Genomic DNA, 26,595 nt, shown 5'->3' with positions numbered 1-26,595 from the left:
AGCAACTTAATAATCGTCCGAGGAAGACACTTGGATTTGAAACGCCTGCAAAATTGATGCAGGATCACTTGGCGGCTAAAGCCGCCTAAACGTTATGCACTTCAGATTTGAATCCGCGTAAAAAAAATTAAATAACTAACCTAAACTTGTTCTTTAGCCGGTTTTAGCTATCGCACCATATTTATGGGCTTAATTATGGCATGGTGCGACAGCTGTTATTGTTTACAATTTGTATTTCNTGGCATGGTGCGACAGCTGTTATTGTTTACAATTTGTATTTCAAAGCTACTTTTCTAGTTCTTTTCTAATAATTCTTTTCTTATAATTTCAGCCCCAGCGCTCAAGGCATTTAGTTTACCTCTGGCTATATGGTGAGGTAGTGGAGCCATGCCGCAGTTTGTACACGGGTAGAGTTTGTCGGCATCTACAAATTGCAGTGCTTTACGTAGCGTATTAGCTACTTCTTCTGGTGTTTCGATAGTATGATTTGCTACATCAATTGCGCCTACCATTACTTTTTTACCGCGAATGAGTTCTAGTAAATCCATTGGTACATGCGAGTTATGGCACTCTAGTGAGATAATATCGATATTAGATTGCTGAAGCTTAGGGAATGCTTCTTCGTACTGTCGCCATTCGCTTCCTAGTGTTTTTTTCCAATCTGTATTTGCTTTAATGCCGTAGCCATAGCAAATATGCACTGCGGTTTCGCATTTAAGCCCTTCAATTGCGCGCTCTAAACAGGCAATTCCCCAGTCGTTTACTTCATCAAAAAATACGTTAAACGCGGGCTCATCAAATTGGATGATATCAACGCCGGCGGCTTCTAATTCTTTTGCTTCTTGATTAAGAATGATGGCAAATTCCCACGCTAGTTTTTCGCGGCTTTTATAATGGTCATCGTAAAGCGTGTCAATCATTGTCATTGGGCCTGGCAATGCCCATTTAATAGGTTGTTTGGTTTGCTTGCGTAAAAATTTAGCGTCTTCAACAAACACAGACTTTTGACGGCTAACAGGGCCCACAACGGTGGGTACGCTTGCGTCGTATCGGTCACGAATTTTTACTGTTTTACGTTTTTCAAAGTCAACGCCATTTAGGTGCTCTATAAATGTAGTTACAAAATGCTGCCTTGTTTGCTCACCATCGCTAACAATATCAATACCTGCTTGTTGTTGGTCGAATAATGACAAGCGTAGGGCGTCGTGTTTGCCCTGGGTTAATTCATCACCTTGTAATTTCCAAGGTGACCAAAGTGTTTCTGGCTCTGCAAGCCATAAAGGCTTAGGTAAACTGCCAGCGGTAGATGTAGGTAGTAATTTTTTCATAATAAATAATGCCGTATATTTTAGTTAATTATTAAACGTATCGTTAAGCGCGTTATTACTGGATGTTACTATTAGTTGTTATGACAGATAGCGAGTAGAGAATTGCTCAAGAACCGTTTGATACGGCTTGATAAAATGCTCTTGTGCAAACTTGCCTTGCTCATTTGCTAACTTGCCGCGCTCTTCTCGGTCATACACAATTTGCGTTAGTGAATGATCCAAGTTTTTTAAGTTTGGTTTATATGATTTACCCGCTGTTGCGTTGGCATTATAAATCTCTGGTCTGTAGATTTTTTGAAACGTTTCCATCGTACTAATGGTGCTTATAAGCTCAAGATTGCTGTAATCATTAAGTAAATCACCAAAGAAGAACAATGCTAAAGGCGCGGCGCTATTTTGTGGCATAAAATAACGTACCTGTAAGCCCATTTTTTTGAAGTATTGCTCTGTTAAAGATGATTCATTTGGCTCGTATTCAACGCCAAGTACCGGGTGTTGGTTTTCGGTGCGGTTATAGGTTTTGTTATCTGACACACTTAGGCATATAACCGGCGGTTTTTTAAAGTTTTGTTTGTATGTATCCGAATTCACGAATGACTGAAATAGTTTGCCATGTAAAACCCCAAAGTCATCTGGAATGTTAAATTGAGACTTACCTTTATTATGCTCTTGTAGAAGTACGCTAAAATCGTAGTCGCGCACATACGATGAAAAGTTGTTTCCTACAATGCCTTCAATACGCTTATTAGTTTTATGGTCAACAATATTTGTTTTTAATATTTCGATTGATGGGAAGCTTTCGCCGCCGTCTTCAATACCTATCTCAACAGAGACAATTTCAAGCTCAACAGCATAACGCTCACCTTTGGTGTTATCCCAATGGGCTAGGGCATTAAAACGGTTGTTAATCATGTTTAAGGCGTTACGCAAATTTGCTTTGCGGTATTCACCTCTGGCTAAATTAGCAAAGTTGGTTGTGATACGCGTATTAGTTGATGGATGATAATTTTCATCGAGTGAAACGCTCTTAATATTAAATGTAAAATCTTTTTTCATCGTGTTTATATCCAATTTTATAATTTAAACCTGATTGATGCTCTGCGCTTTATTAGCCTTGCAACTTACTTAGCTGGTTTTGTTATTCAGCAGCTTTAAGTTGTTAGTAATAGTGTTTAGCGCTAAGTGATGAGTAATTTATACGTGGGTTGGTACATGAATAAAAACGGTTTAATTTCACATAAAACATGAGTCATATTCATTAATCACTATTGTTAGATTCGATTACGTAGCAATTGGCGAGAAAAAGGCATAAATCGGTAAAAATAAAGGATGGATGTTTAGCCGTTTAGACTTCCTTTTTTTGGTGTGCACTTTATTCATGTTGAACATGAGGAATATTCAAAGGGGTTTTTTATAGCTATAACAGTACATTAGCCAAATTTTTAGTATGTTAAGTCGTTGCTTGTACTAAGAGTCATCACTGGGAAAGTTTTAATTAGCTATAAAGGCAGATACTTCAGCTCATCTAACCTAAATGATAAACCGACTTTTTTGAGTACGTATATAAATGCTTGTAAATTAATAAAAGCGCTATTAGCTATATTAGTAGCAATGGTAGTACGTTAACTAAGTTATACTCGTTTTTCATCACCTCACCTATTGAGTATTCGTGGATATCAAAGGCACTTGTATTGCATCAACCATTGATGAGCATGGCCCTGTTTATGTATATCAAACAAAAAAGAATCTTATTCTCAGCTTTGACGGAAAAATTTATCAAAGCTGTATTAAATTAAATAATATTAACGGGTTAAGCTTAGCTTATACGCAAGCTATGATGGCTGCGCTTTTTTTTATACCAAACTTAAAAACCGCGATGATAATGGGACTTGGGGCGGGCTCTATAGCAAAAAGTCTTTATCATGCGTTTCCTGCACTGACCATACATACCGTTGAATACCGCAAAGCCGTTGCTGATATGGCTATAAAATATTTTGAAGTTCCCGTGTCAAAACGTTTGTTTATTCATATTGATGATGCGGCAAACTACATGAAAAACACGCAGATAAAAACGGACGTTATTTTTTCTGATTTATATAGCTCAAAAGGGATGGAATCAGATCAGGTGCAATCATCCTACTTACGCGATTGTAAAAATGCGCTCACTTTTGATGGTGTTTTAGTACTTAATATTTGCCATACCAAAGTTGGGCAGAGGGAAGCGTTTGATCAACTACTTGAGAAAGAATTTGCAGGAAAAATTCTTAGTTTTATTATTGAAGGCGGTAATAAAATTGTTTTTGCTTTTAACAATACAATGCCTGCACTTAGTGAAGATGAATTACTTGCAAAAGCGCATGCGTTACAAAAATTAATAAACGTACCAATGACGCGCTATGCTGGGCTTTTATTTAATTAAAAATGGTTAGTTTGATGTACTGTTAAATGGCGCGTTTGAATCCATCCATCTATCTGTTGTTCATTTAAACTTGGTTAAACTAACCTTACTCTGAATAAAAATAATAAAGTACGTACCCGTACGGAAACACTCATACATGGATTACTGTAAAAATATAATCGCTAAATTTATAAGCGCGATGCAAAAGCGGCCTGGATTATTGGCTGTGTTGGCGTTTTTGTCGGGCGTTGCCAGCTTTGCACTTGTAGATAGAAAAGAGTCTTTTTCGCAAGTTATTGCGATATTTTTACTTATTAGTTGGTTGTGGCTAATTATTGATAATTGGCTACGAGACAAAGTAGAAGAAAAATTTGGTGTGGCTGTATCTCCTAATGTAATGCGTTTTGCTCTGCAAATGGTGCAACAAGAAAGTCTATTTTTTGCTTTGCCGTTTTTTTTAGCGGTTACACAGTGGGATCATCCTCAAGCAATTTTTACTTCCCTCATTGTTTTGTGTGCGGTTATATCGGTTATAGACCCCTTTTATTACAAAAAACTTGCTAGAAACCGTACGTTATTTAGTGTGTTTCATAACTTTGCTTTATTCGTTGTTTTACTCGTTACATTACCTATTTTGTTAAACCTTACAACAAGCCAAAGTTTAGCCGCAGCTCTTGTAACGGCTGTAGTGGTTACTCTACCGAGTTTAAACAATTTAATGCCTAATGCACGCTGGTGGCGTTTTCCTATTCTTGTATTGATTTTATGTGCTTTGAGCACTGCTGTGTGGCAATTAAGGAGCTATGTACCTCCTGCTGCGCTGCGATTAACCGATATTACGTTAGCTCATGAAGTTGATTTACAGCATAAAAAGCCAGTAGGGAGTATTAAACAGTTAGACTCTTATACACTGCACCATCAAGGTTTATATAGTTGGACCGCTGTTAAAGCACCAAGAGGCTTAAATGAAAAAATATTTCATGTGTGGCTTCATAATAAAAAAGAAGTTGATCGGATCACGTTAAATATAAACGGCGGGAGAGAGCTAGGTTATAGAGCGTGGACACACAAGGTAAACTTCCCTAGTGACTCTGTTGGTAAGTGGCAAGTAAAAGTAGTCACCGAATCAGGTCAGTTAATAGGTTTAACGAAATTTACTGTTACACCTTAATTAACTTAGTCGGCTGTATTTTAAACACATAGCTGATATAGTTTTTGCATTCCAAACTAATGGACATAGTTTATGAGTATTGCATTTGAGATTTTTATTTGGCTAATTGTTGAAACTGGTTTGAGTTTTTTATTTTACTCGACCGGTTGGCTGCTATTAAAAGTGGTAACGTTGGGGCAGTATAAAAGCGAGTTTAAGGATTTTGCATCTTATAAAGCGAGTAAAGCTAGAAGAGTCGACTTAATCTTCTTACTCGGTTTTTGTTTTTATGTTGCACTCATTGTCGTTATGGCTTATTTAAGTCACTAAACTGGCTAACAAATTAGGTTAATAATTTAAGCAGCTTAATGAATTATTGCTGCTTATAGTTTTCCCCTTTACCGCACTTTTTTACACTTCCTACTTATACTTTTCCTGTTTTTGCAATAGGGAACACCTCACCGTGAGTACTATAACTATCATCTGAACTATTAAATTAAGTACCTGCTAGAGCATTGCTCGGTGCGTATATAGCTTTGGTTTGTTGGTTTAAATCCGAGCTAATTGCAACTTGTAGTTTATGGGTAATACTTAGTAAATACTTCAAAATCTAATAAATAAAACAATATATATGCATCCATTTATTGCGCTAACACGTTTTATAACAATACTATGCGCCACTTTTTACCATTTATGATGGTTTTGGACTTAATAAATGACTCACTATTTAAAATATATATTTGTTATTACGACTCTAGCGGGAGTAAATACAGCTTACGCACAAGCAAAAACACAAGAGCACTACCAAGAGCTTGAAGTGGGCATAGGCGGAAATATTAAGCATACCCATACTGATGCAAATTATAAAAATAAAGAGTTTGATTTACATATTCACCCATTATGGGAGAGCCGATATGTTACCGAAGGTCGAGATAACCTTGCTGGTAATGGTATTGCATCAATTGCTACTGAGTTTAATTATAAAAACTTTGCGGTGATCCCTTGGGCGGCAAAAGGTATTAGTAGTGATTATTCAGAGCTTAATTTAAATGCTATTTATACCGCTCACTTATCTGAGCGGATAGAGATGTATGTAGGTTATAACTATATTAAAGCTCGTGAAGAAGGCATTGATGCTCACGATAATGAGCTAAGCCTCGACTTTGCGTATTTTTATGCAGACGATATTCAGTTATTAAGTAGTGTTTATCATTCATTTGATGCCAGCGGTACATTTTTGGAACTGGCAGTAAAAAAATATTTTTATATTAACGATTTACTATCAGTAGATATTCAATCGGGCGTGGGGTTTAATGCGGGGTATGTTAGTGATGGGCACAACGGAATTAACAACGTAAAGTTTACTGCAAACTTGTCGTATCAGCTTTTTAATCAGTTAACCTTATACACATATACAAGCTATAGCATTGCCACTAATAAAGATGAAAAACGCTTTGCAGGTGACGAGACACTTCGAAATATATTTTGGGGTGGTGTAGGGCTAAGTTATCAATACTAGGGCGTGCTTTTTCAAGGTTGAGTTTGAAGCAGTGTGTTTTACTTTTAGGCAGTTCAGAGCCTACTGGGTAAAACTCTTGCTGCATGATTAAATCGATCTTAGGATCAAATAGTAACACACGATAAAATACGTTTAACGGCGCGGTTGTTGCTAAATTTCAGTTTTAAATTTAATTATTATTATGCTTTGAATCAATAAACTATGGGTATGTGTAATACACAATAACTAAAAAATGTTAGTGTTTAGCTATCGTTTAAAAAAGTTGAGAATTACATATGAAGTTTTTAGTATTTTTAGGCACAGTACGCGATAGCACTCCACCAAAACCAGCTCGCTTAGGCTTAAGGGTTTCTAGGGCTTGTATAGAATGCTTAACAGAGCATTTTGGCGATCATGAGTTTGAGCTAATTGATACGTTGGATTTTCCTAGCGAAAACGTATTTAAACCACATTTTGCATACGCTAAAAGTAATGCACCTACAGAGCTCACTCTTTTAGCTGATAAAATTAAAGCCGCAGATGGTTATATAATGATTAGCCCTGAGTACAATCACAGCATGAGTCCAGCCCTCGCTGACTTACTTAATCATTTTGGTAGCTCACTATTTTCGTATAAACCAAGTGCAATAGTAACTTACTCAGCAGGACAGTGGGGGGGCGTAAGAGCGGCTATTAGTATGCGTACTTTTTTATCTGAACTTGGCTGTTTGCCGGTATCGGCGATGATCCACGTGCCAAAAGCGCAAGATGTGTTTAGTGAGGATGGCAAACCTGTTGCAGGAGAGAGTCAATCATCGTGGTTTAATTATTTCTCACGTACGTTTGGCCAACTAATATGGTGGGCGCAGGCTGCTAAAGAACATACCGAGGTGGTTGACCCACAAAGTTTGCTAAAAAGCTTTAAAACAGATCCTTCTCAGCGCAATGCGCCTTAATACCCGCTAACTAATTGTTTGGATTGATTATAGAAACATGGCTGTATATAGTGGTATCATTAACGCTACATATTTTTAATAATGCATAATACCAATCCGCAATAATACTTAATCAATTTAAGAGATTAAATCGCTAACGGCATTAAAAATTTTTGATATAGAACAACTCAATAACGAAATTTTTGCTTTGTTATCGACACGATTTTCTTGTCTCAAAATAGAACACTGAATTATGCGAATTGGTGTAAGAAACAAGGAAATTGTGTCTTGAAATATCTAGCCTTACTAAGTGTGCTAACGCTTAGTGCATGTAGTTCTGTTCCCCATAAAATTGAAATGAGCCAAAGTACAGCTGCAAATATGAACCTTATCGCTTTAACTGAGCAAAGTGCACCAAAGGGGGTTGCTGGCACTTACCAGTTTCATATTAAAGCGGCGGGAGCTCAGGGGAGTTGGTTGTATTTAAATACAGAAACTGATTATCGTGACAGGCGTTCAATTACGGTATCAATACAGCCTAATGTGGTAGCCGAGCTTCAAAGTAAATACGGGCAACCAGCAGACACCTTTTTTATTGATAAAACAATAGAAGTAACAGGCGAAGCTAAACGAGTAACTATCGATTTTATGAGCCGTGGTAGAGTCACTAATAAATATTATTATCAAACGCACATAGCTGTGTCATCAATTAAGCAGCTTCGTGTTATTGAAAGTTAGTAAAAAGCAATGCACTGTATTTATATACAGTGCATTGTAAAAAGCTTGCTTTGAGCTTTAACGTTTACACTTAAATTTACTGTTCTGGCACTATTTTAGCGCTGTTTTATTCAACGATTTCAAAACTCCTATTTAACCTATTGTAATCTCATTATATAAAACTAATAATTAGTTAGTTTTATAAATTTGAGTACCCGTATTGAAAGCCAAAGAAATCCGCAACTTTTATATCAACGAAGAGCAATCTGTTTATTTGCTTTCGCACCGCGATGCTAAAAAACACCGCCAGTGGCTTAATATTTGTATTAAGCAGTTAACACTGCTGGGCTACAAAAACGTTGAAATGATTGGCTCAGGTGCTTTTGGTTTTGTGTTTGCAGGTGATGACGATAACGGCTTACCTTGGGTATTTAAGTTTTCGCGTATTACGCTTGCCCAAAGTGTACGCGACCGCCTAGAAGACGAAGCGTATATGCTTTCGCAAATTAATAACCCCTTAGTGCCTACCTTTTATGCTTTTGAGCGAATTAAAAAACAAGGGATTTTAATGATGGCGCGCGCCATTGGAGAGGACCTTGAAAAAGTATCGCTTAAAACAGGGCGCTTTAGTGCCGCGCAAATAATGGCGCTAGCTGTTAGGTTACGTAATGTATTAATTGATTTACGCAGTCACAAAAACGGCATTAGCCCACAACCTGTAGTGCATGGAGATATAAAGCCTTCAAACCTTGTTTGGGATGCAAACACTGATGCGCTGTCGTTAGTGGATTGGGGAAGCTCTGTGTATGCACAGCTCGATAGCGATGGTAACCCTGTTGCGAGTAACTTTATGGATTTAATGTCGGGCGATTTAAGTACAACTAATGCGCGTATGGGCGATGTGTACTTTATTGGTGAAGCACAAATGTCGGGGGAGCAGTCATCCCCACGATTTGACGAACAAGGTGTAGCCGCTACGTTGTATGCGCTAGCGTCGGCGCAGTCGTGTCGCTTTGGTGCGCAAGCCATCCCTGCAAGCAGCTTAGGGCTCCCAAAAGAACTGGCTAAAGTGATTGATGGCATGCTATCTAAAAGTAAGGCACAACGTGATGGTGCCGGTGATTACTTTATGCGTAACATTACAACTATGGCTAAAGCGTATTTACCTGAGCTTGATAAAAAACAAAAAAAAGCAGATATCCCTTTTTGGTATGGCAAGGCCGAGCAGCCCGACACGGTGGTATATAGTTCACGAAAACAGTTTTTACGCCAGGCCGATCATAATCAGCAATTACTAGATATAAACGACGCGCAACTTGACCGTTATTATAAAGAGTTTTTGTTTGATACAGGCGATAACGAAAAAGCATTTTTAGCATCAATAAGCCGATTAGCTAAGTACCCTGTTGTTGGTGGGCTTAGTTTTCATTGGAAGGATGAGTCGATTTTTGTTGAATCGTCTTTAATTATGCATGACGAATCATTGGGTGATGCGTTTAGTGATGCAATTAATAACACGGTGATGCTTGCGCAAGCGATTAATCAAAAAGGGTTATTTAAGTGTTGTTTGTTTGATGCCCGTAAAACTATTCAGTTAGAGCGAGATGGCACCGGTGCATTTAAGTTTGATAGCCTACCAGAGCTTGAATACGAAGTTGTAAGCATGAAAGCAAACGACATAACCCGCCCGCATTCATATTTTGAAGACGGTAAAGACCCTGATGAGCAACTACAGCTACCTAAAAAAGTTATTAAATGCGTATTTGAGCTTAACCAAATTCATCATACGGGGTGTATTATTTTTGAAGCACTGCCGGACAGAATGAAGATTCACCATTACTACCGCTTACTCGATTCGAGCAAAGAGGTTGAGTTTAAACGTTTGCTTAATAAACTTATGCAATACGCGGTAAATATTACGGACGTTGGTGTTGCGGGCTTTATGAAACTCCCATATAAAAACACCCGTGAGTTTAGTTTATGTGAGCAGCAAGAAGAGCATTACTTTCCTAAAAATCCCAAGCTTGTACTTTTATAGAAAAAGCACTTAACTAAAGAGTATTAAATAAGAAGACAAAGATAAAAAAGAGCACAAATTGGTTTAACTTGTACTCTTTGCCACTTAATTATTTAGGTAAGTATTACTAATTATTAAACACCTTACTAAAGGGCGATGTTGGTGATAGCTCAAATTGATGAGTTAGCTTTTGCGTTTTATTAGTCGCTGTTATTTGATAATGCTGCTTGTGCTCATTGTTACTAAATAGCTTAACGTTAAAGTTAACTTTGGTTAATTTACTGGGCAAAGAGTAGCGCCCAGTAATGGTTACTTGGTCTATATTGTCGCTTTTATGTGTATGCGACGCTTCTGGGTTTAGTAAAAGTCCGTCAATAGTAAATTTATACTGATGATCTGCTAAATAAACGTTCTTTTTAACTCGCTTACTTATTTGTTTTTTATGAGCATTAAACTCAACTATTGATACTTTGCCATCCTTATCTTCATCAACTCCTTTAAAAGCCGACATAGGGATTGAAAGCACAATAAACACGTTATTATCAACAAAATTCAGCGTACCGTGATCTGCAACCATTAAATGCGCGTTTGCTAAATTTGGCATAATCAACAAACCCAAAGTAGTCATACTCAGTAGACCTCTTTTTATATAAGGCATAGCTTACTCCTAACTAAACTTCGCCTTTAACACAGCGTTGAAAAAACGGGTAAGTGTCTGTTGCGTAGTAGTGGTATATCCCATCAGGAAACTCAGGCGTTACACCAACGCGGCCATTACATTCATCTAAATCACCAGAGCCTGCTACGTATTCCCAATCTTGTGCAAATGTACCTAATGGGTATATATCGGTAGAAGGGCGGTTTGCGCTTACGGTTGTTATGTGTTGGTAGCTACCGGTCATTGCGGTTAGGGCTGAAGTTGCATCACTTGAGTCTGAATGGCCGTAACGTGCATATATAGGAAAGCCATCTGCTGCCCAGCCTATTAGAGTCATAGTGGTGCTATTGCCACCTCGCATTGCTACAAAGCCTTCTGGCATACCATGATAGTGATATGTGCCATCGGGTTGTACATGTGCATTGTTGTCGTCTGTTCCAAAACTAAACGTGTCTTGGCTTAAGGCTTCTATATTCCAGTTGCCGCTGTTGTCGCCTAAATCGCAATCGGTGCCAGAATCATCACAACTTCCGCCTGTGCCTGCGTCTATTTTAATGCCATTAAGTACAACGCCTATCATTCCACGAGGACCACCAAGCATAGTTGCTTGTGTTGTTTCTATAGGCTCAAGTGTGTAGCTTTCATTTACTGATTGTTCAGAAATAGTATTTGGGTTATCAGCATTAGGGAATGTACCTACTTCGTGATCGGGTATGCCATTAGCTGCTAAGTCGCGTGTAGTTCCTGTGCATGACCAATCTGCAGCGCTGGTGGCTTGTACTGACTCTGACTCGTTATATTCACTGTAGCTATATTCACAAAGTACACTTTGGGTTGAACTGCTGGTACCTGTGCCATTATCTGTGGTGGTTTGTGATGAGCTTTCTGTAGTTTCTGAGCTATCAGCTATGCCTTCTCCACCTCCACATGCAACTAACGATGAAACAATTAAAGCAAGAGAAGTGAGCTTTAAAGCATTTATCCTATTTCGATTTTTATTATTAAGTGCGTATTGTTTCATTGCTGCCTACCTGATCAATTAAGTTACTCAAACAATAATCAGCAATTGTGCAAATAGTGTGTAAACAATGATGACAAATTAGCAATTATGTAAATAGGCGGAGTATTAAAGCTAAGTTGAGATTTAACTTTATGAGATTGTGTTTTATTTTAAAATTTCAAAAAGTTAAACTAATGCCAAAATAGCTAACATAAAAGGCTACCTTAATGGCTAAAACAAAACCTGTAGTGACGTTACAAAGTCACGGTATTTACTCTAAGTGGGATAGTGAAAGTAAAGCGTTGCCACAAATAGAGCAATTTACAACAAATGTAATAGCTGAGGTAGATATTGAGTTTGGCTTAATCGTAAATATCAAAAAAGGTAAAGGCGAAAAGCTTCATTATTGTATTTACCATCCTGATATTCCAGGTAGTAACGGTGATGTGATGGATCCTTTTGAAGGCGATGTATACGTTAAAAACAGTGATTGGAACTTTTATTTAGGCGATACGCTTTGGCTGCCAATAGAAAATAAATTGGGTGATTGGCGAATGACGATTGAATTAAATGGAAAAATCATTGCTGATAAAACTTTTAATGTGGCATTAGAGGCAGAGCGCACCGAAACAGATTTTTGGAAAAACCGAGGGTACTAATTGTTATTTATTGGCTATGTAAGGCGGATATAATTGAAGTTAATGAGAAAATAGTCGAAGAGCTATTTATAAACAGCTCTTCAACCTTAAATTAGTAAGTTTTTAGTTACCCCAAGGGTTACTAGAATTAGAACGCTGCTTACGATCGCGAGCACGTTGCTTAGATTCTTTTTTCTCTACAATACGTTTAGCATCAACAAAACTAAGTTCACACGGCTCACCCGGTTTATGATCAGCTGGGATCACACGATCTCGTGGTGGTAGTTCGTATTGAACATCATCAGGCTTAGGTAAGTTTTTAAGGCGGTAAAGGTAAAAGTTATCTACTTTTTCTTGTGCCCATTGTGTTTTACGTAAAAATTTAACCGCAGACTTAACATCAGGATTATTTTTAAAGCAGTTAAGTTGTAAATAAGCGTGCAGGAGTTCCCACCCGTATTGTTCAACCAGCTCTTCAACCACTTGTTCTAATTTTACGCCTTGCAGTGGGTTATTACTGAAAAGTTCTTGGTTGCTCATAGGTGTTGCCTCATTATTAAAATACAAATTGCATTATAAGTTTTATCTATAAGTTTTGATACTCTAAAATCTACACATACAATGAATTGAAAGATAAAATTTACACGTGTTTAAATAATCGGTAATATTAAAAAGCTTTATAAAATACGGCAAGATGCCAATTTATAGTATTAAAGATTAAGGAATATTACGAAATGGGACTTTTTAATAAGATCAAAACTCAAGCAAGCACTATTGGCTCAAATATTAGTGACTCTACATCAAAACTAAGTAGTGATATTGCTACTTCAGCAAAAGAAAACGCAAAACTTTCAGCGATTCGTTCAGAAATCACTTCAATCGAAGGTCAGCTTAATATTGGTTACAAAGATATTGGTAAAAAATATGTTGAGAACCTTTTAGCTAACCAAGGTGAAAATGTTGAAGTTGCTTTACAAGAGCCTTTATCAAGAATAGAACCTCTTTTAGAGAAAAAGATTGAGCTTGAAGATGAAGCCATTGAAATCGAAAAGAAAATAAAAGATCAAATTATAATTCAAGAAAAAGCAATTTTTCAAAAAGAATATGATCAAGAAAAAGAGAAGTTAGAAAAAGCAGTAAAACTTGATGTTTTATCTAAAGAAGAAATGGAAGAAAAGTTAGCTAAAGCACGTTTAAAACTAGATAACTTTGACAACATTCGCAAGCTTAAAAAGCAAGAAGAAATGGGTTTGATTACTAAAACAGAATTAGCTGAAAAATTAGCTGCATTCGGTGCCTAGTTAAACGTTTAAGCCACATATTACTATGTGGCTTATTATTTAATTAACTTTGGCAATTAACTACAACACGACCACGAATTTTACCTTCCATAAGTTGCTCTGCGTTATCGATTACGTGTTCGAGTGATATTTCTGTCGAAATTTTATCTAAATAATCAGCGCTTACTAATTTAGCTAAACGATCCCATGCTTCAATTCTGTCGGCTTTAGGGCGCATTACGCTATCAATTCCTATAAGAGATACACCACGTAATATAAAGGGTGCCACCGATGCTGGTAAATCCATACCTTGTGCAAGTCCGCAGGCGGTTACTACGCCACCATATTTTAATGATGCACAAATATTGGCAAGTGTATGGCTACCTACTGAATCTATTGCCGCTGCAAATCGCTCTTTTTGCAAAGGCTTACCCGGGTTTGAAAGCTCATTTCGGTCAATTATTTGTGAAGCGCCTAACTCTTTTAAATACTCACTTTGATCTAATCGACCCGTTGCCGCTGTTACGTTAAACCCAAGTTGATTTAGTAAATAAATAGCAAAGCTGCCTACGCCACCATTAGCACCAGTTACCAGTATTTCGCCAGATTCAGGCGTAATACCTTGTTTTTGAAGTGCTATAACACTTAGCATAGCGGTATAACCCGCAGTGCCTATTTGCATTGCTTGTTTTGGTGAAATACCTGAAGGCAAGGGGATTAACCAATCGCTATTAAGTGCCGCTTTTTGAGCAAGCCCGCCCCAATGTTTTTCACCTACACCAAAGCCATTTAATATTACGTTATCACCGCTTTTAAATTCATCGCTGGTGGAATTTGTAACCGTACCCACTAAATCAATACCTGGCACCATAGGAAAACTACGTACAACGGGGCCTTTGCCAGTAATTGCTAAACCATCTTTATAGTTAAGTGTGCTGTATAGCACGTCGATAGATACGTTTTCGTTTGGTAAATCACTATTTTCGATAGTTGATAATGAAGCGCTATAGTTATTATCTTCTTTATTAATAACAATGGCTTTAATTGGGTTACTCATGGGATATCCTTTTAGACCGATCGTCTTTTAATTGGTAAATAAAAACGCATTAGGTTAATAATGCGCGTAAAAACATTTCTGTATACAAAGTAAGTGGAGTATTTGATTTTGTGAGCTTGGCGCGCATAACAGCACCTTCCCAACCAATCCAAAAGTACTCACTCATCAATTTTGTATTTACATGGCTTGCAATAGTGCCTTGTTGCTTAGCTTGGTTTAAGCAAACCTCTACATAGTTTTGCCAAGCTGTGTAGCTTTGCATTAATCTGGTTTTAAACTCTTCACTTAAATGGTTAAGCTCTTGATTTAAGTTACCGACTAAACAGCCACGTTTGTAATCGTATTTTTTCATCCCTTTAATTGCGCTTTGAGTAAAATTAACGATTCGCTCAAGTGGGGGGACATCTTCTTGCTGTAGGTAATGGGTAAGCTTGGCAATAAAATAACTGTCGTATGCATCAACTAACGCAATACCGTAGGCTTCTTTACTTTTAAAGTAATGATAAAAAGAGCCTTTAGGTACAGCCGCTTTTTTTAAAATAGTATCGAGCCCCGTGGCGCTAAAACCAAATTCAGTTAGGGTTTCTAGGCCCGTGCGAATAAGTAACGCTTTTGTATCGGCGTTTTCTCTGGCTATTTTAGGTGGGCGACCACGGCGTATTGGTGTTGATGTATTTTTGTTCATGAACCTATATTAGACCGATCGACTTTAAATAATCAAGTATAAATTTAAATTGTTTAAAAATAGTTCAAATTTAGGGGCGGGCTACTAATTTAAGATTAATGAAATAAAAGTGTCACGATTACATTTTTGTTTGGAACTTAGTCAATATTATTCGGTCACAATTAAAGCACACAAGTGCTTTTTAGCGATTATTAAATCGCCAATTTGTTATTACGAACCGGTCAAATTAAATGTTGTATGACCACTTACTTTTTTAAATGTTAATTCATTTTTGCATCAGCAGCTTAGTTAAAGTCAAACAATTTAATTGCTTTTACGATTTGAATTTTACATTTTTATTAACTATTCATTAAATGTAGATTTCACTAATGCTACACAATATATAAATAAAAAGGTGAGGATATTACCGATGAAGAGACAGAAAAGAGATCGTTTAGAAAGAGCTCATTCTCAAGGTTTTAAAGCAGGTTTAGCAGGTCGCTCAAAAGAGCTATGCCCTTATCAACAAGTAGATCCAAAATCAGAGTGGTTAGGAGGTTGGCGTGAAGCGATTGAAAACCGCAACATGTACAAAACCTAAAATCAATAATCGAATTTAAGCAAAAAGGCCTCCACATTGGAGGCCTTTTTGTTTGTGCGTTTAAAAATTAAAATGCACTAGTGTCTTGGAACAAGCCCACTTTTAAATCTTTTGCTTCGTAGATTACTCGGCCATCTACTTCTACTGTGCCATCGGCAACGCCCATAAACAATTTACGTTTAATTACGCGTTTCATTACAAGACGGTAAGTTACTTTTTTATTAGTTGGTAAAATTTGGCCAGTAAATTTAACTTCACCCACACCTAGCGCACGGCCAAGACCAGGGCCACCAGACCAACCTAAGTAAAAACCAACTAGTTGCCACATAGCATCTAAGCCTAAACAACCTGGCATTACTGGGTCGCCTTTAAAATGACAATCGAAAAACCACAGGCTAGGGTCAATATCAAGCTCAGCAACAATTTCGCCTTTCCCATGAATACCACCATCAGCAGTAATAGAGGTAATGCGATCCATCATTAACATGTTGTCACTTGGTAAACGGCAGTTACCTTCACCAAACATTTCACCTTGACCACACAGGATCAACTCTTCTTTTGTATAGCTATTTTTAGGTTCCATAACACTTATCTTCGCTTAGAAATTGCCAAGTACTTTAGCGTACACTTGTACGCTAAACAACTCGGAGCAGTTAAAAAATCAAAATATTGCATATTAAATCATCAATCAATCAACGCGATTGGTTTTTGCACTATAAAACCGCGCAATTACAATCAGAAATCATTATAATTAACGCTGTCTTATAACCAGTCTAAAGGAAGTTTATGATCCTTTTTGTTAACTCACTAACTGTGATTGATTTTTCTTACTTATGTAACAAACGCGGCGCCGTTGGCGAGAGCTGGATTGTTGATTTAACTTTGCACGGTAAACTTAACGAAGAGTCTATGGTTTTAGACTTTGGTTTAGTTAAAAAGCAAATTAAAGGCATTATAGATGAGTGTATTGATCACCGTTTAGCAATTCCTACAGGGCTTAATGGCACTGTATCTGAATTTGACGAGCATAAAACACTCGATTGCACATTTGGTGAAAATAATCACTTAGCTATGAGTGCTCCTCATCAAGCTTATTGCATGATTAACGCAGACGAAGTAACGGTTGAATCGGTTACTGAATTTTTAATTGCGACTATTTTACCGAAGCTACCAGATAACATTGAAAAAATTGAGCTGTCTCTTAAGCCTGAACACAGCCAAAGTTTTTACTACCATTACAGCCATGGCCTTAAAAAGCATGACGGTAATTGCCAGCGTATTATTCATGGGCATCGTTCTCAAATTGGTATTAGCCTAGATGGCATCTCTATGCCGCGCTTGCAAAAAGAATGGTCTCAAAAGTGGGAAGATATTTACTTAGCCACCAGTGAAGATCAAATTAACGCACCTGATTTAAAACACATAACAGCCAAAGCGGGTGATGTATGTTTTGCTTACACATCGGCACAAGGCTATTTTGAAATGGCTATTAGCGAGTCTCGTTGCGACATTTTACCAGTAGACACCACTGTAGAATGTATTGCTGAACATGTAGCTGGCCAAATTAAAGCCCAATACCCAGAAAAAGCAGTAAAAGTAACCGCTTATGAAGGGGTTGGAAAAGGATCGATTAGTTATGTTTAAAACACTTTTAGCAACAGCGCTTGTTGCCTCTGCTAGCTTTAGTACTATGGCGCTTGAGTTAAAAGGACATTTAACACAAGGCGGTTTAGTTACTGGAAAGCTAGAAAACGCTAAATCAGTAAGCTTAGATGGCAAAAGTTTAAAACTTTCACCAAAGGGTGATTTTGTATTTGGTTTTGGGCGTGACGCTGAAACGACTCATACTTTAAAATGGGTAGATAACACGGGTAAATCGCATTCACAGCCGCTAGCCATAACTAAGCGTGAATATGAAATTGATAAAATTACCGGCGTGGCTAAGAAGTATGTTTCACCGGCAAAAGAAGTCAGTGCACGTATAAGCCGCGAAGCAGTTGCTGTTCGTAAAGCGAGAGAAGTAGACTCTGATTTACTGTACTTTTTAGACCCTGTGTTAAAGCCTGCAGAAGGGCGTATATCGGGTGTTTATGGTAGTCAGCGCTATTTTAATGGTGAGCCTCGTCGTCCGCACTTTGGCTTAGACATTGCTAATAAAACAGGTTCTCCTGTTTACGCGCCAATTAGTGGTACCGTGGTATTTTCTGAACCTGATTTATACTACTCAGGTGGTACATTAATTATTGATCATGGCCATGGTATTACCTCAACTTACATTCATTTAAGTAAGCTTGATGTAAAAGTGGGTGACAAAATTAAGCAAGGTAACAAAGTGGCTGAAATTGGTGCAACAGGGCGTGTAACGGGTCCTCACCTAGATTGGCGTTTTAACTGGAAAGGCGAACGCCTTGATCCTGCATTACTAATGCAAGATACATTAGCAAACAAAAAGTAGAGATTATGACTGAAGTAAATCGCGATGCAATAATTGCTCAGCGTATTGAAGACTCAACCACATCGGTAACTAAAACTGTGTTTCCAGGGCGTACCAATCATCATAATACTTTATTTGGTGGTGATGCACTGGCGTGGATGGATGAAGTGGCATTTATAGCTGCTACTCGTTTTTGTCGTAAACCTTTGGTTACCATATCTTCCGATAGAGTTGATTTTAAAGAAGCGATACCAGCAGGTACTTTTGCAGAGTTAATTGCTAAAGTAGTCCATGTAGGTAACACCAGCTTAAAAGTTGATGTAGATATACTATTAGAAACTATGCACAGAGATGATAAGCACTCTGCCATTAGTGGTAGCTTTACGTTTGTTGCAGTCGATGATAACCACAGACCAACACCGGTAGTATGCGATAAAATGATTTATGGTTTTGAGTAATTTAGAGCTTTAAAGACGCGGTAGAGTAACATTGTATAAGCACCTTAATTGGTGCTTATATAAAAAACCATAAAGAACACATCATACTAAATATTTATTAAATGTAATCTCAACACCTCAGTTAATATTTACTAATAAACCAATCAAAATAGAGGAGAAATTGATAGGGATAAGAGTTGTTAGAAGCAAAAAAGGTATGCTTTTAACATACCTTTTTGGTTATCTTCAGCTTTTAATTACACTTACGTAAATACTTTTTAAAGTACCATTGCTGCAATCCAGCCAAATATCAGCAGTGGAATGTTAAAGTGAATAAATGTTGGAATAACAGAGTCTCTAATATGGTCGTGCTGGCCATCGGCATTTAAACCTGATGTTGGGCCAAGCGTTGAGTCTGAAGCAGGGGAGCCTGCATCACCTAAAGCGCCCGCAGTACCAACAAGTGCAGCGGTAGCCATAACAGAAAACCCGAGGTCTAAACACAAAGGAACAAACAAAGTTGCAATAATAGGCACTGTTGAAAACGAGCTACCAATTCCCATTGTAATTAATAACCCGACTAACAAAATAACACCGGCGGCCAAAGGTTTATTACCATCAAAAAGTGCCGCTGTGCTGTGTACTAAGCTCGCTACGTCGCCAGTGGCCTGCATAACTGATGCAAAGCCTTGTGCCGATATCATAATAAAACCAATCATCGCCATCATCGCAACGCCTTTACTAAATACGTCGCCGTTTTCTTCCCACTTAACTACACCAAATACACTAAATATCATTACACCTACTAAACCCCCTAAAATCATTGAGCCACTTAGGTTTTGTGCAACAAGTGAGGCAAATACCGCACATAGCCCTACAATCATTACTTTTTTAGGGTTTTCTACCTCGGCCGATTTACTCTGAGTTGTTAATGGGAGCTCGGTGTATTCGCGGCGTTTTTTGTAGGTAATAAATACCGCAATAAGTAATCCTATAAACATGCCTAATGCAGGAATAATCATCGCCATAGGGACTTGTGTATTTACAATGTCTAAGCCGTTATCGACTAGATTTTTATGCAAAATAGAATACAAGTAAATACCACCAAAACCATAAGGCAGCACCATGTAAGAGGTTGCTAATCCAAATGTTAAAATACACGCTATAGCACGCCTGTCTAACCTTAACTGATTAAAAACCACGAGTAACGGCGGGATTAAAATAGGAATAAACGCTATGTGTACAGGTACTAAGTTTTGCGAAGAAATTGCACAACCTAAAATAATTAATAAAATGAAGTAACTTAAAAACGTTTCATTCCCGCTGCCTTTAGCATTTACTTTAGCAAGTAACTTATCAGCGAGAATACGTGTTAAACCCGACTTAGAAATAGCAACGGCAAATGCACCGAGCATGGCATAACTTAGTGCAATTTCAGCTCCGGCAGAAAGGCCAGAATTAAATGCATCAACACTTTCTTTTATACCCAAGCCTGCGGTTAAACCAGCAACTAAAGCACTTATGATCATGGCAACAATGACGTTAACGCGAGCCAGAGATAGCCCGAGCATTAAAATAACGCCTATAACAACAGCATTCATAGTATTCTCTATTTGGAAATTTTGATTAATTTTATCAGATCTTTAGCCTGAGTTTTACGCTCTTTCGTAAAAGGTTTTTTACTATAGCGTACTTGGTTAAATAACTGACTAAATGTGTTTATAGATTGTGCAGAACGAGGAAGTTGATCAGCAAAAAAATGTAACTGCTGACTCGGTGTTAAATTATCGGGTGTATTTATTTTTTGTTTTTTCGCCCATGCTTTTACTTCATAAAATTCTTTAACCATAGGCGCTAATTTAGTCGGGCGTTTTGGTAAGTTTAAATAAACAAAATAACCTACAAAACAAAAACCAGCTGTTAATAAAACCATTAATGGTACAAGCCAAATGTTTTTACTACCAAAAATTGATTTTAAAAAATCATTTTGTTTTTCTTCGTCAAAACCAAGTACCCAGCTAGACCATTGATAATCGAGATTTTCAAGTTCCAACCTTAACCAATTAATAGCGGGGAAATTACTTAAACTCACTAAACCAAAATCAAGATTACTTTTAAATTCGTCATTCAGCTCTTGGTTTTGCGAAAGTGAGCCATTTAAACGCTCAGGTGCAACAACGGCGGTTGCATCAAAAATAACCCAACCTTCGTTTTGTAAATATACTTCTACCCATGCATGCGCATCGTACTGGCGAACTGTTAGCGTATTATTATCTTGATTTAATTCACCGCCTAAATAACCACTTACTAATCGAGCGGGTATACCTGCGGTTCTAAAAATGTACGCAGCAGCGCTTGCATAATGACCACAAAATCCACGTTGGTTTTCAAATAAAAATTGGTCAATTGTATTATCGCCGCTCATAGGTGTAGGAGTTAGCGTGTAAGTAAATCCCGTACCTGCAAAGTATTGTAATAAGCTATTGTAAAAATCGCGGTCAGAGTGTGTTTTTTGCTTTAAGTTTTTAGCAAGTGATGATGTTTTTACATTCTTTTTATAAGCGAGGTATTTGTAGCGTTTTTCTTCAAATTCGCCAAGCGGTAAAGTTGCAAAGTTAAAGCTATTTACATCGTATTGTAAGTTTTTAGCTTGGCGACTTTTTTTACGCAATAAACCTAGCGAATTACCTTCAACATTTTGTGAGTTACTACTGGAGTAGGCTAAACCATAGAGCCATTTTTGTGTAGCAGGCTCTGTAATAACTGAGTAGCTTGAAATAAGTTGCTCATTATTTTCGCTCTGGGTATTTGTTTTTAAATTATTATATTTTAAAAAGTCAGATGTAAACCACGCATTGCCATTAAATTCATCATGAACTATTGCTCGCCAATAATAAGGCGCTACAGGTTTTTCTTCGTTAAATTTAACTCTAAACACAAGTTCATCTGAGTTTGAAAGCTTTGCAATATCGAATGGGTCGACTTGTTCAGAAAGCCCTGTTTTTGCAAGCTTAGGCCCAGGAAGCTGCCAAAAGGCGGGCATTTTTGGTAAAAAAAGCAGTAAAAATATAGCTAAAGGAAGTGCTAAAAGTAGTAATTTACCACTTTGCTTAGAGGCTATTTTTAAATTATGTTTGGATTCAAGTAGGCCAAGTACTGCAAAGTTTAATATGTATAAACCACTTACAGTTAAAGTCGTTAAAATGCTTTGGTTAAATAAATACACCGATGAGAGTGAAAAAAACGTAAGCGTTGTAATTACATGATAGTGTTTTTTGGTTTTAGCCTGCAGCAGCTTAAATAAACTAGCAAGTAGCAGCATGGCCACAAATAAAATAACCGTATCCGACATGCCTACTGTGTAGAGCATTAAACCTAGTGACACACCTGCGAGTATATTTGCCAGCCAAGCATTTGGCTTTGGTTTATTACTCAGCGTTATGTAAAAGTTCCATGCACAAATAAGTGAAAGTACACCTACAAAAGCAAGCGGTAAATGTGATACAAAAAATACAATTAAACATGCATATATAAAAGACAGCGAATAATTTATTACTTTTTCGTTTTTAAGTATGTCCATTACACATCACCATTAAATGAGCATAATAATTCTAAGCATTGCTGCTTATGTTGCTGTCCGGTATTTGTATTTATTGTTTTATTCGGTAGCTTTAACATAAAAGGGGTGTTTTTCTCGGTTGCTTCACACACTAAAAAGCATAACTGGCTTAAACGTTGTTCTGTATCCCCATTCATTAACGTAAAATCGAAGAGCGCATTCGCTGTTTTAAAGTCTACAAACTCTTTTACTAACAACTGCTGTGTTTTTGCGTAATGCTTCCAAGAGACTCTTTGCAAGCCCATCTCTGGTAAATGTGGGATTAACGACTCAAACTCTTCGCTACCAGATTGTGTAGAAATACCTTTATCGGCTTGCTCATCAAGCATAGAAACATGCGCATCACTGTGTACTTGTTCAAGCGACGGGTATACAAAAACACCTGTTTGTAATTGAATGTAGCTCCAAACAGTTATTAAGCCAAAGGGGTAGTTACTCGCTATTTTAATACGTTGCACTGAGTACTTACCGCGTGAGCTGTAGGGTAAGTTGAGTGTAAGTAACTGAGGTTTACTATCAACTTCGTCGGTATGTTTGTGAGTTTGCTCACTACCTTGATATGTTAAATTAATAGATTGGGTAACAGAAGGGCTTTGTAATTCAAATACAATACTCGGTTTTTGGGGTGCGTAGCTGTTAAATGCATCTTTAAATTTAACCGTTAAGCCTTTAGCGTTACTGTAGCCCATTAATACAGCAATAATCATCACCACAAACATAAGATAAGACATTATTAAAATTAAGTTATTTTGATAATTAATGCCCATTACAAAGTTTAAAATAGCCACAATTACAAAGTACCAACCTAGGGACGATGGCAATACATAAATTGTTCTGTGTTCAAGTGTAATTGAGTTTTTTAAATGCTTATTTTTTAATAACTTATTAAATACACCTCGCTTAAATGACTTAAATAAAGAAGGGCGCTTAGCTGTTTTTTTTGGCATAAAAGTTTATACCGGAACTAAAATGTTTTTTAAAATATCGTTTACTTGCGCTTCACCTGACTCATTATGCAAACCTAAACGATGCTGACACACACTTGCAAATACGGCTTGAACATCTTCTGGCATTACAAAATCACGACCATCAATAAAGGCCCACGACCTAGCCGCTTTAGCAAGAGCCATACTGGCACGCGGTGATAACGAAGATGCAAAAGCGTTGCTTGTGCGTGTGTAATTAACAAGCTCTATAATGTAGTCAATAACCGGGCTACTTAAAGTAATTTGGCTTATCTGGGTTTGAATTGCCGCTAACTCTTGTTGGTTAATACGCTTAGGTAACTGACTGTAATCTCGTTTTTGCATATTCAAAATTAAGCGTTTTTCGGCTTCTTTAGGTGGAAAACCTAAGCTAATACGCATTAAAAAACGGTCTAATTGCGACTCAGGTAACGGGTAAGTACCTGATTGGTAAAGCGGGTTTTGTGTTGCAATCACAAAAAATGGATTTGGCAGCGTATATTTTTTTCCATCAACTGTTACTTGTTGCTCTTCCATTGCTTCAAGCAACGCACTTTGTGTTTTGGGCCCTGCGCGGTTTATTTCATCAGCTAAAACAACTTGGCTAAAAATAGGGCCTTTATGAAACGTAAAACTGTGCTCGGTAGAGTTAAATACATTAGTACCCAGAATATCAGCAGGCAGAAGATCACTGGTAAATTGAATACGCTGATACGATAAACCTAACACAGCTGACAATGCATGAGAAAGAGTGGTTTTTCCCATACCAGGCAAATCTTCAATGAGTAAATGCCCTTCGCTAAATAAGCATGTAAGTGCCAGTTTTATTTGTTGTTGTTTACCAAATATAACACTCGAAAGATCGTCTATAATCGCAGTAACAGTACTATGCATGCTAACCTTATTATTATTCTATTATTTCAAGACGCTTCATTACAGTGTCTACTTTTTTTGTGTTGAAAGGTTTTGCAATAAAGCCTTTAGCGCCCATTTCCCACGTGTTTTGTACGTTTTCGAGACTATTGTGGCCAGAGCACATAACAACATGAGTGTGCGGGTAAGCACTATTAATGTATTCCAATATATCTGCACCGTTAGAGTCAGGTAAATCTACATCTACAAATATAACGCCTGGCGGTTTATTGTTCATAATAGGTTTAGCAGAGCTAAAATCAGCGCTTTCTAATATATCTTCAAACCCTAAGTCAGTTAAAATTTGGTTTAGATAATCACGAATTTCCTTAACGTCATCAATAATGAGGATGGGCTCTAGCGGGCGAACAAATTCCATATGTAGGTTACTTCTATTTTGAATACATCTAAGTGCTTTAATACTAAGCTAACCCAATCATAAGCTCAAGAACGTTACTTAAAAAACACTAATAAATAAACTGTTTATAGGTTTGCCCAACAACCTATTTTTAAAGGATTACCTGCTTTTATATCTTCTACTAACTTATATTTTCATTAATTGTATTGAACAATAATGACGTATCTACGATAAATCCCTTAATCATACACTTTATTTCCTCAAAATTTGATGTAACAAATTTGCTACTTAACTTATTGATTCAAAAATATTTACATACAAATCCGATTTTTTGTAAACGTTTTGTAATAAAAAAGCGTTGACCTTCTAAATTCATTCTGTGATTATGCTCAGCAGATGAGCTTATGCTCACAAGTGCAATTTCATTATCTATTTAATGTTTTGCTCAGCCAGCCTCATCTACACACACTGAATTAATACCAATTTCATTAAATGAATATGCAATTTAATAAAGTTGGCATCACACACCACACTAAATAAAGAGCTTATTATGTTGAATAATAAAAAGACTAAATTTGCAATTTCTCTCATAGCGGCAGCTATGGCTACATCGGCTCCAGCACAGGCTGATATTTCTGAATATTTAGATCGCGTTGACGTAGACTTTTTACTAATGCAAAACTTTCAGTCAATTCAAGCTAAAGACGGCGCATTTCGTCCAGAAGATGAAGAACAAGAGTCAGGATTTGGCCGTATTAGAGCTAATCTAATGCTTAAATTTCATATTAACGAGTTCATCACTGCCGATATAGATATTGCAGAAGAGCCTAATGACTTTGGTGGCGAAGATCGTGACTTTTCATTTCACAACGATTTTGCAGGTGTTGAATTTGACTTACTAGGTCTTTATGGCACACCAAAAGAAAACGCAAATTTAACACTGCGTTTAGGTAACATTGGTGGCTCGCCTTTTCAATTTAAAGGTTTTCAAGACGGCGCAGATAACCAAAGTAATGCACTTATTGGTAATGGTATTACCGATTACGCAACCGCAGAAAACGGTGCACAGCTAAGTTACAGCGAAACTTTCGATAGTGGTGTAGTACGTGCTTATAATGTTACAGGTCACATTACGACTTCTAGTTTTGGTGAAGCGTTTCAAGAAGACAGAGGTTATAACTACCGACTTCAAGGTACTCTAGAATTTGAAGGTGGCTTTAAAGCAGGCTTAAACTTATTAAAAGCGAATCAAGGCGACCAGTTACGTTTTGAAAATGGCGTAGCCAGTCTTGATGGTGTAACCACAACAAACTATCGCTTTGGCGATGGTGAAAACTATAATTTCTCGGCGTCACCTTCAAACGAGCGTGACACTCATGTTGGCGCAATGCCAGGGCTTGAGCAATCAATCATCCAGCTTAACTTAGCTTATCAACCATCTGATGAAACTAGTCTAATCTTTATGGTTGGTAAATCATCTGATGATTACACATTTGCAGATGCCGCTGGTAATGCAGTTGCCGGTATTACCTACTTTGGTACAAACGGCATAGCTGATGAAAATGGCACTACTTTTGATTCAAACAGTGTAATAGAAGGCGACTCATCGGTTGAGTACTTCGTGTTTGAAGCACAACAATATCTAATCCCTAAAAAGCTATATGTAGCGGCTCGTTATGCAGAAGCCGAAAACACTTCCGACTTAATTGAACAAACAGACAACACAGTAGAGCGTATTCAAGTAGCTGCAGGTTACTGGTTTAACGATAAAACGCTTTTAAAAGTTGAGTATGTTAACCAAGAAGAAGGTGTTAATTCGGGCGGCCAAATCGGTAAAGGATTTGACGGCTTCACTTCTGAGATCTCTGTTAAATTTTAAGTCGTTAACCGACTATTCTAACTATTTGTACAAAGAACCTAAAAAGGCAC

27 protein-coding genes are annotated in these 26,595 nt (G+C 37.4%); 14 read left to right on the top strand and 13 right to left on the bottom strand.

Annotated features, from left to right (window positions below; all coding sequences use genetic code 11):
• Positions 1-293: 293 nt before the first annotated feature.
• Both I6E82_RS18545 and I6E82_RS18540 read right to left on the bottom strand, forming a co-directional pair.
• Positions 294-1,328, bottom strand: coding sequence for a methionine synthase (locus tag I6E82_RS18545; protein WP_149605254.1), 1,035 nt, complete (start codon positions 1,326-1,328; stop codon positions 294-296).
• 78 nt (positions 1,329-1,406) lie between these two features.
• Positions 1,407-2,384 (bottom strand): DUF1852 domain-containing protein, encoded by a 978-nt coding sequence (locus I6E82_RS18540; protein ID WP_197118461.1) that lies wholly within the window; start codon positions 2,382-2,384, stop codon positions 1,407-1,409.
• Between the two features lie 613 nt (positions 2,385-2,997).
• Here I6E82_RS18540 and I6E82_RS18535 point away from each other — a divergent pair.
• From I6E82_RS18535 to I6E82_RS18505, 7 genes are all read left to right on the top strand, one after another.
• Positions 2,998-3,747 (top strand): spermidine synthase, encoded by a 750-nt coding sequence (locus I6E82_RS18535; protein ID WP_197118460.1) that lies wholly within the window; start codon positions 2,998-3,000, stop codon positions 3,745-3,747.
• Between the two features lie 136 nt (positions 3,748-3,883).
• Positions 3,884-4,897 carry a DUF5924 family protein gene (locus I6E82_RS18530; protein WP_197118459.1) on the top strand — a complete coding sequence of 338 codons (1,014 nt, stop codon included), beginning with the start codon at positions 3,884-3,886 and terminating at the stop codon, positions 4,895-4,897.
• Positions 4,898-4,969: 72 nt separating this feature from the next.
• Entirely contained in the window at positions 4,970-5,206 is a 237-nt protein-coding gene (locus I6E82_RS18525) for a hypothetical protein (protein WP_197118458.1), read from the top strand.
• A gap of 385 nt (positions 5,207-5,591) precedes the next feature.
• On the top strand, positions 5,592-6,395 hold the full coding sequence (locus tag I6E82_RS18520) for a hypothetical protein (protein WP_197118457.1): 804 nt from the start codon (positions 5,592-5,594) through the stop codon (positions 6,393-6,395).
• A 275-nt stretch (positions 6,396-6,670) separates the two neighbouring features.
• Positions 6,671-7,330, top strand: a complete 660-nt coding sequence (locus I6E82_RS18515) for an NADPH-dependent FMN reductase (RefSeq protein ID WP_197118456.1) — start codon at positions 6,671-6,673, stop codon at positions 7,328-7,330.
• 267 nt (positions 7,331-7,597) lie between these two features.
• Entirely contained in the window at positions 7,598-8,047 is a 450-nt protein-coding gene (locus tag I6E82_RS18510) for a hypothetical protein (protein WP_007582766.1), read from the top strand.
• Between the two features lie 199 nt (positions 8,048-8,246).
• A complete protein-coding gene (locus I6E82_RS18505; protein ID WP_197118455.1) occupies positions 8,247-10,064 on the top strand; it encodes a protein kinase domain-containing protein in 1,818 nt (605 codons plus the stop codon).
• A 106-nt stretch (positions 10,065-10,170) separates the two neighbouring features.
• Here I6E82_RS18505 and I6E82_RS18500 read toward each other — a convergent pair whose 3' ends face one another.
• Entirely contained in the window at positions 10,171-10,701 is a 531-nt protein-coding gene (locus I6E82_RS18500; RefSeq protein ID WP_024593628.1) for a hypothetical protein, read from the bottom strand.
• A gap of 13 nt (positions 10,702-10,714) precedes the next feature.
• The gene (locus tag I6E82_RS18495; RefSeq protein ID WP_197118454.1) at positions 10,715-11,722 is read right to left on the bottom strand and encodes a YHYH protein; all 1,008 of its coding nucleotides are present in this window, start codon (positions 11,720-11,722) and stop codon (positions 10,715-10,717) included.
• A 206-nt stretch (positions 11,723-11,928) separates the two neighbouring features.
• On the opposite strand from I6E82_RS18495, the gene I6E82_RS18490 reads away from it, so the two are divergent.
• The gene (locus tag I6E82_RS18490) at positions 11,929-12,360 is read left to right on the top strand and encodes a DUF3859 domain-containing protein (protein ID WP_007582762.1); all 432 of its coding nucleotides are present in this window, start codon (positions 11,929-11,931) and stop codon (positions 12,358-12,360) included.
• Positions 12,361-12,462: 102 nt separating this feature from the next.
• On the opposite strand, the gene I6E82_RS18485 is transcribed toward I6E82_RS18490, so the two are convergent.
• A complete protein-coding gene (locus I6E82_RS18485; protein WP_007582761.1) occupies positions 12,463-12,879 on the bottom strand; it encodes a VF530 family DNA-binding protein in 417 nt (138 codons plus the stop codon).
• Between the two features lie 194 nt (positions 12,880-13,073).
• On the opposite strand from I6E82_RS18485, the gene I6E82_RS18480 reads away from it, so the two are divergent.
• Positions 13,074-13,640, top strand: coding sequence for a hypothetical protein (locus I6E82_RS18480; RefSeq protein WP_024593630.1), 567 nt, complete (start codon positions 13,074-13,076; stop codon positions 13,638-13,640).
• A gap of 43 nt (positions 13,641-13,683) precedes the next feature.
• Here the strand turns inward: I6E82_RS18480 and acuI are convergent, their stop codons facing one another.
• Both acuI and acuR read right to left on the bottom strand, forming a co-directional pair.
• Positions 13,684-14,676: an acrylyl-CoA reductase (NADPH) gene (gene acuI, locus I6E82_RS18475; protein WP_197112790.1), complete on the bottom strand. Its 993-nt coding sequence runs from the start codon at positions 14,674-14,676 to the stop codon at positions 13,684-13,686.
• 49 nt (positions 14,677-14,725) lie between these two features.
• A complete protein-coding gene (gene acuR / locus I6E82_RS18470; protein WP_197112792.1) occupies positions 14,726-15,361 on the bottom strand; it encodes an acrylate utilization transcriptional regulator AcuR in 636 nt (211 codons plus the stop codon).
• 409 nt (positions 15,362-15,770) lie between these two features.
• Here acuR and rmf point away from each other — a divergent pair, with 409 nt between their 5' ends.
• Positions 15,771-15,941: a ribosome modulation factor gene (gene rmf, locus I6E82_RS18465; RefSeq protein WP_002960897.1), complete on the top strand. Its 171-nt coding sequence runs from the start codon at positions 15,771-15,773 to the stop codon at positions 15,939-15,941.
• A 67-nt stretch (positions 15,942-16,008) separates the two neighbouring features.
• Here the strand turns inward: rmf and fabA are convergent, their stop codons facing one another.
• Complete coding sequence (fabA, locus tag I6E82_RS18460; RefSeq protein WP_002960896.1) at positions 16,009-16,524, bottom strand: bifunctional 3-hydroxydecanoyl-ACP dehydratase/trans-2-decenoyl-ACP isomerase; 516 nt, start codon at positions 16,522-16,524, stop codon at positions 16,009-16,011.
• Between the two features lie 203 nt (positions 16,525-16,727).
• Between fabA and I6E82_RS18455 the strand changes: the two genes are divergently transcribed.
• From I6E82_RS18455 to I6E82_RS18445, 3 genes are read left to right on the top strand one after another with little or no spacing between them, the layout of a single operon-like run.
• Positions 16,728-17,585, top strand: coding sequence for a 6-carboxytetrahydropterin synthase (locus I6E82_RS18455; protein ID WP_007582754.1), 858 nt, complete (start codon positions 16,728-16,730; stop codon positions 17,583-17,585).
• Positions 17,578-18,396 (top strand): M23 family metallopeptidase, encoded by an 819-nt coding sequence (locus I6E82_RS18450; RefSeq protein ID WP_024593633.1) that lies wholly within the window; start codon positions 17,578-17,580, stop codon positions 18,394-18,396. Before I6E82_RS18455 ends, I6E82_RS18450 begins: the two co-directional genes overlap by 8 nt.
• 5 nt (positions 18,397-18,401) lie before the next feature.
• Positions 18,402-18,833 (top strand): acyl-CoA thioesterase, encoded by a 432-nt coding sequence (locus I6E82_RS18445; RefSeq protein ID WP_024606895.1) that lies wholly within the window; start codon positions 18,402-18,404, stop codon positions 18,831-18,833.
• A 257-nt stretch (positions 18,834-19,090) separates the two neighbouring features.
• Here I6E82_RS18445 and I6E82_RS18440 read toward each other — a convergent pair whose 3' ends face one another.
• The 5 genes from I6E82_RS18440 to I6E82_RS18420 are packed head-to-tail and all read right to left on the bottom strand — an operon-like array spanning position 19,091 to position 24,687.
• Positions 19,091-20,413, bottom strand: coding sequence for a Na+/H+ antiporter family protein (locus I6E82_RS18440; RefSeq protein WP_197103556.1), 1,323 nt, complete (start codon positions 20,411-20,413; stop codon positions 19,091-19,093).
• Positions 20,414-20,421: 8 nt separating this feature from the next.
• Entirely contained in the window at positions 20,422-22,392 is a 1,971-nt protein-coding gene (locus I6E82_RS18435; protein ID WP_197118453.1) for a transglutaminase family protein, read from the bottom strand.
• Positions 22,392-23,378: a DUF58 domain-containing protein gene (locus I6E82_RS18430; RefSeq protein ID WP_197118452.1), complete on the bottom strand. Its 987-nt coding sequence runs from the start codon at positions 23,376-23,378 to the stop codon at positions 22,392-22,394. The genes I6E82_RS18435 and I6E82_RS18430 overlap by 1 nt, the downstream gene beginning before the upstream one ends.
• Before the next feature lie 6 nt (positions 23,379-23,384).
• On the bottom strand, positions 23,385-24,290 hold the full coding sequence (locus tag I6E82_RS18425) for an AAA family ATPase (RefSeq protein WP_197118451.1): 906 nt from the start codon (positions 24,288-24,290) through the stop codon (positions 23,385-23,387).
• A 13-nt stretch (positions 24,291-24,303) separates the two neighbouring features.
• Positions 24,304-24,687 (bottom strand): response regulator, encoded by a 384-nt coding sequence (locus tag I6E82_RS18420; protein WP_007582739.1) that lies wholly within the window; start codon positions 24,685-24,687, stop codon positions 24,304-24,306.
• Positions 24,688-25,216: 529 nt separating this feature from the next.
• On the opposite strand from I6E82_RS18420, the gene I6E82_RS18415 reads away from it, so the two are divergent.
• The gene (locus I6E82_RS18415) at positions 25,217-26,545 is read left to right on the top strand and encodes a hypothetical protein (RefSeq protein WP_007377151.1); all 1,329 of its coding nucleotides are present in this window, start codon (positions 25,217-25,219) and stop codon (positions 26,543-26,545) included.
• Positions 26,546-26,595 lie beyond the last annotated feature (50 nt).

Origin of the sequence: Pseudoalteromonas sp. NZS11 (assembly GCF_015864765.1) — a bacterium.
In the GTDB taxonomy this organism is placed as follows: Bacteria; Pseudomonadota; Gammaproteobacteria; order Enterobacterales; family Alteromonadaceae; genus Pseudoalteromonas; species Pseudoalteromonas arctica.
The sequence above is the reverse complement of the archived record's forward strand: the minus strand, read 5'-3'. Positions and strand labels throughout refer to the sequence as shown.

Coding starts and splice junctions, on each gene's coding strand:
- I6E82_RS18545 (WP_149605254.1), bottom strand. CDS start 1,328: ATGAAAAAATTACTACCTACATCTACCGCTGGCAGTTTACCTAAGCCT.
- I6E82_RS18540 (WP_197118461.1), bottom strand. CDS start 2,384: ATGAAAAAAGATTTTACATTTAATATTAAGAGCGTTTCACTCGATGAA.
- I6E82_RS18530 (WP_197118459.1), top strand. CDS start 3,884: ATGGATTACTGTAAAAATATAATCGCTAAATTTATAAGCGCGATGCAA.
- I6E82_RS18525 (WP_197118458.1), top strand. CDS start 4,970: ATGAGTATTGCATTTGAGATTTTTATTTGGCTAATTGTTGAAACTGGT.
- I6E82_RS18520 (WP_197118457.1), top strand. CDS start 5,592: ATGACTCACTATTTAAAATATATATTTGTTATTACGACTCTAGCGGGA.
- I6E82_RS18515 (WP_197118456.1), top strand. CDS start 6,671: ATGAAGTTTTTAGTATTTTTAGGCACAGTACGCGATAGCACTCCACCA.
- I6E82_RS18500 (WP_024593628.1), bottom strand. CDS start 10,701: ATGCCTTATATAAAAAGAGGTCTACTGAGTATGACTACTTTGGGTTTG.
- I6E82_RS18495 (WP_197118454.1), bottom strand. CDS start 11,722: ATGAAACAATACGCACTTAATAATAAAAATCGAAATAGGATAAATGCT.
- I6E82_RS18490 (WP_007582762.1), top strand. CDS start 11,929: ATGGCTAAAACAAAACCTGTAGTGACGTTACAAAGTCACGGTATTTAC.
- I6E82_RS18485 (WP_007582761.1), bottom strand. CDS start 12,879: ATGAGCAACCAAGAACTTTTCAGTAATAACCCACTGCAAGGCGTAAAA.
- I6E82_RS18480 (WP_024593630.1), top strand. CDS start 13,074: ATGGGACTTTTTAATAAGATCAAAACTCAAGCAAGCACTATTGGCTCA.
- acuI (WP_197112790.1), bottom strand. CDS start 14,676: ATGAGTAACCCAATTAAAGCCATTGTTATTAATAAAGAAGATAATAAC.
- acuR (WP_197112792.1), bottom strand. CDS start 15,361: ATGAACAAAAATACATCAACACCAATACGCCGTGGTCGCCCACCTAAA.
- rmf (WP_002960897.1), top strand. CDS start 15,771: ATGAAGAGACAGAAAAGAGATCGTTTAGAAAGAGCTCATTCTCAAGGT.
- fabA (WP_002960896.1), bottom strand. CDS start 16,524: ATGGAACCTAAAAATAGCTATACAAAAGAAGAGTTGATCCTGTGTGGT.
- I6E82_RS18455 (WP_007582754.1), top strand. CDS start 16,728: ATGATCCTTTTTGTTAACTCACTAACTGTGATTGATTTTTCTTACTTA.
- I6E82_RS18450 (WP_024593633.1), top strand. CDS start 17,578: ATGTTTAAAACACTTTTAGCAACAGCGCTTGTTGCCTCTGCTAGCTTT.
- I6E82_RS18445 (WP_024606895.1), top strand. CDS start 18,402: ATGACTGAAGTAAATCGCGATGCAATAATTGCTCAGCGTATTGAAGAC.
- I6E82_RS18440 (WP_197103556.1), bottom strand. CDS start 20,413: ATGAATGCTGTTGTTATAGGCGTTATTTTAATGCTCGGGCTATCTCTG.
- I6E82_RS18435 (WP_197118453.1), bottom strand. CDS start 22,392: ATGGACATACTTAAAAACGAAAAAGTAATAAATTATTCGCTGTCTTTT.
- I6E82_RS18430 (WP_197118452.1), bottom strand. CDS start 23,378: ATGCCAAAAAAAACAGCTAAGCGCCCTTCTTTATTTAAGTCATTTAAG.
- I6E82_RS18425 (WP_197118451.1), bottom strand. CDS start 24,290: ATGCATAGTACTGTTACTGCGATTATAGACGATCTTTCGAGTGTTATA.
- I6E82_RS18420 (WP_007582739.1), bottom strand. CDS start 24,687: ATGGAATTTGTTCGCCCGCTAGAGCCCATCCTCATTATTGATGACGTT.
- I6E82_RS18415 (WP_007377151.1), top strand. CDS start 25,217: ATGTTGAATAATAAAAAGACTAAATTTGCAATTTCTCTCATAGCGGCA.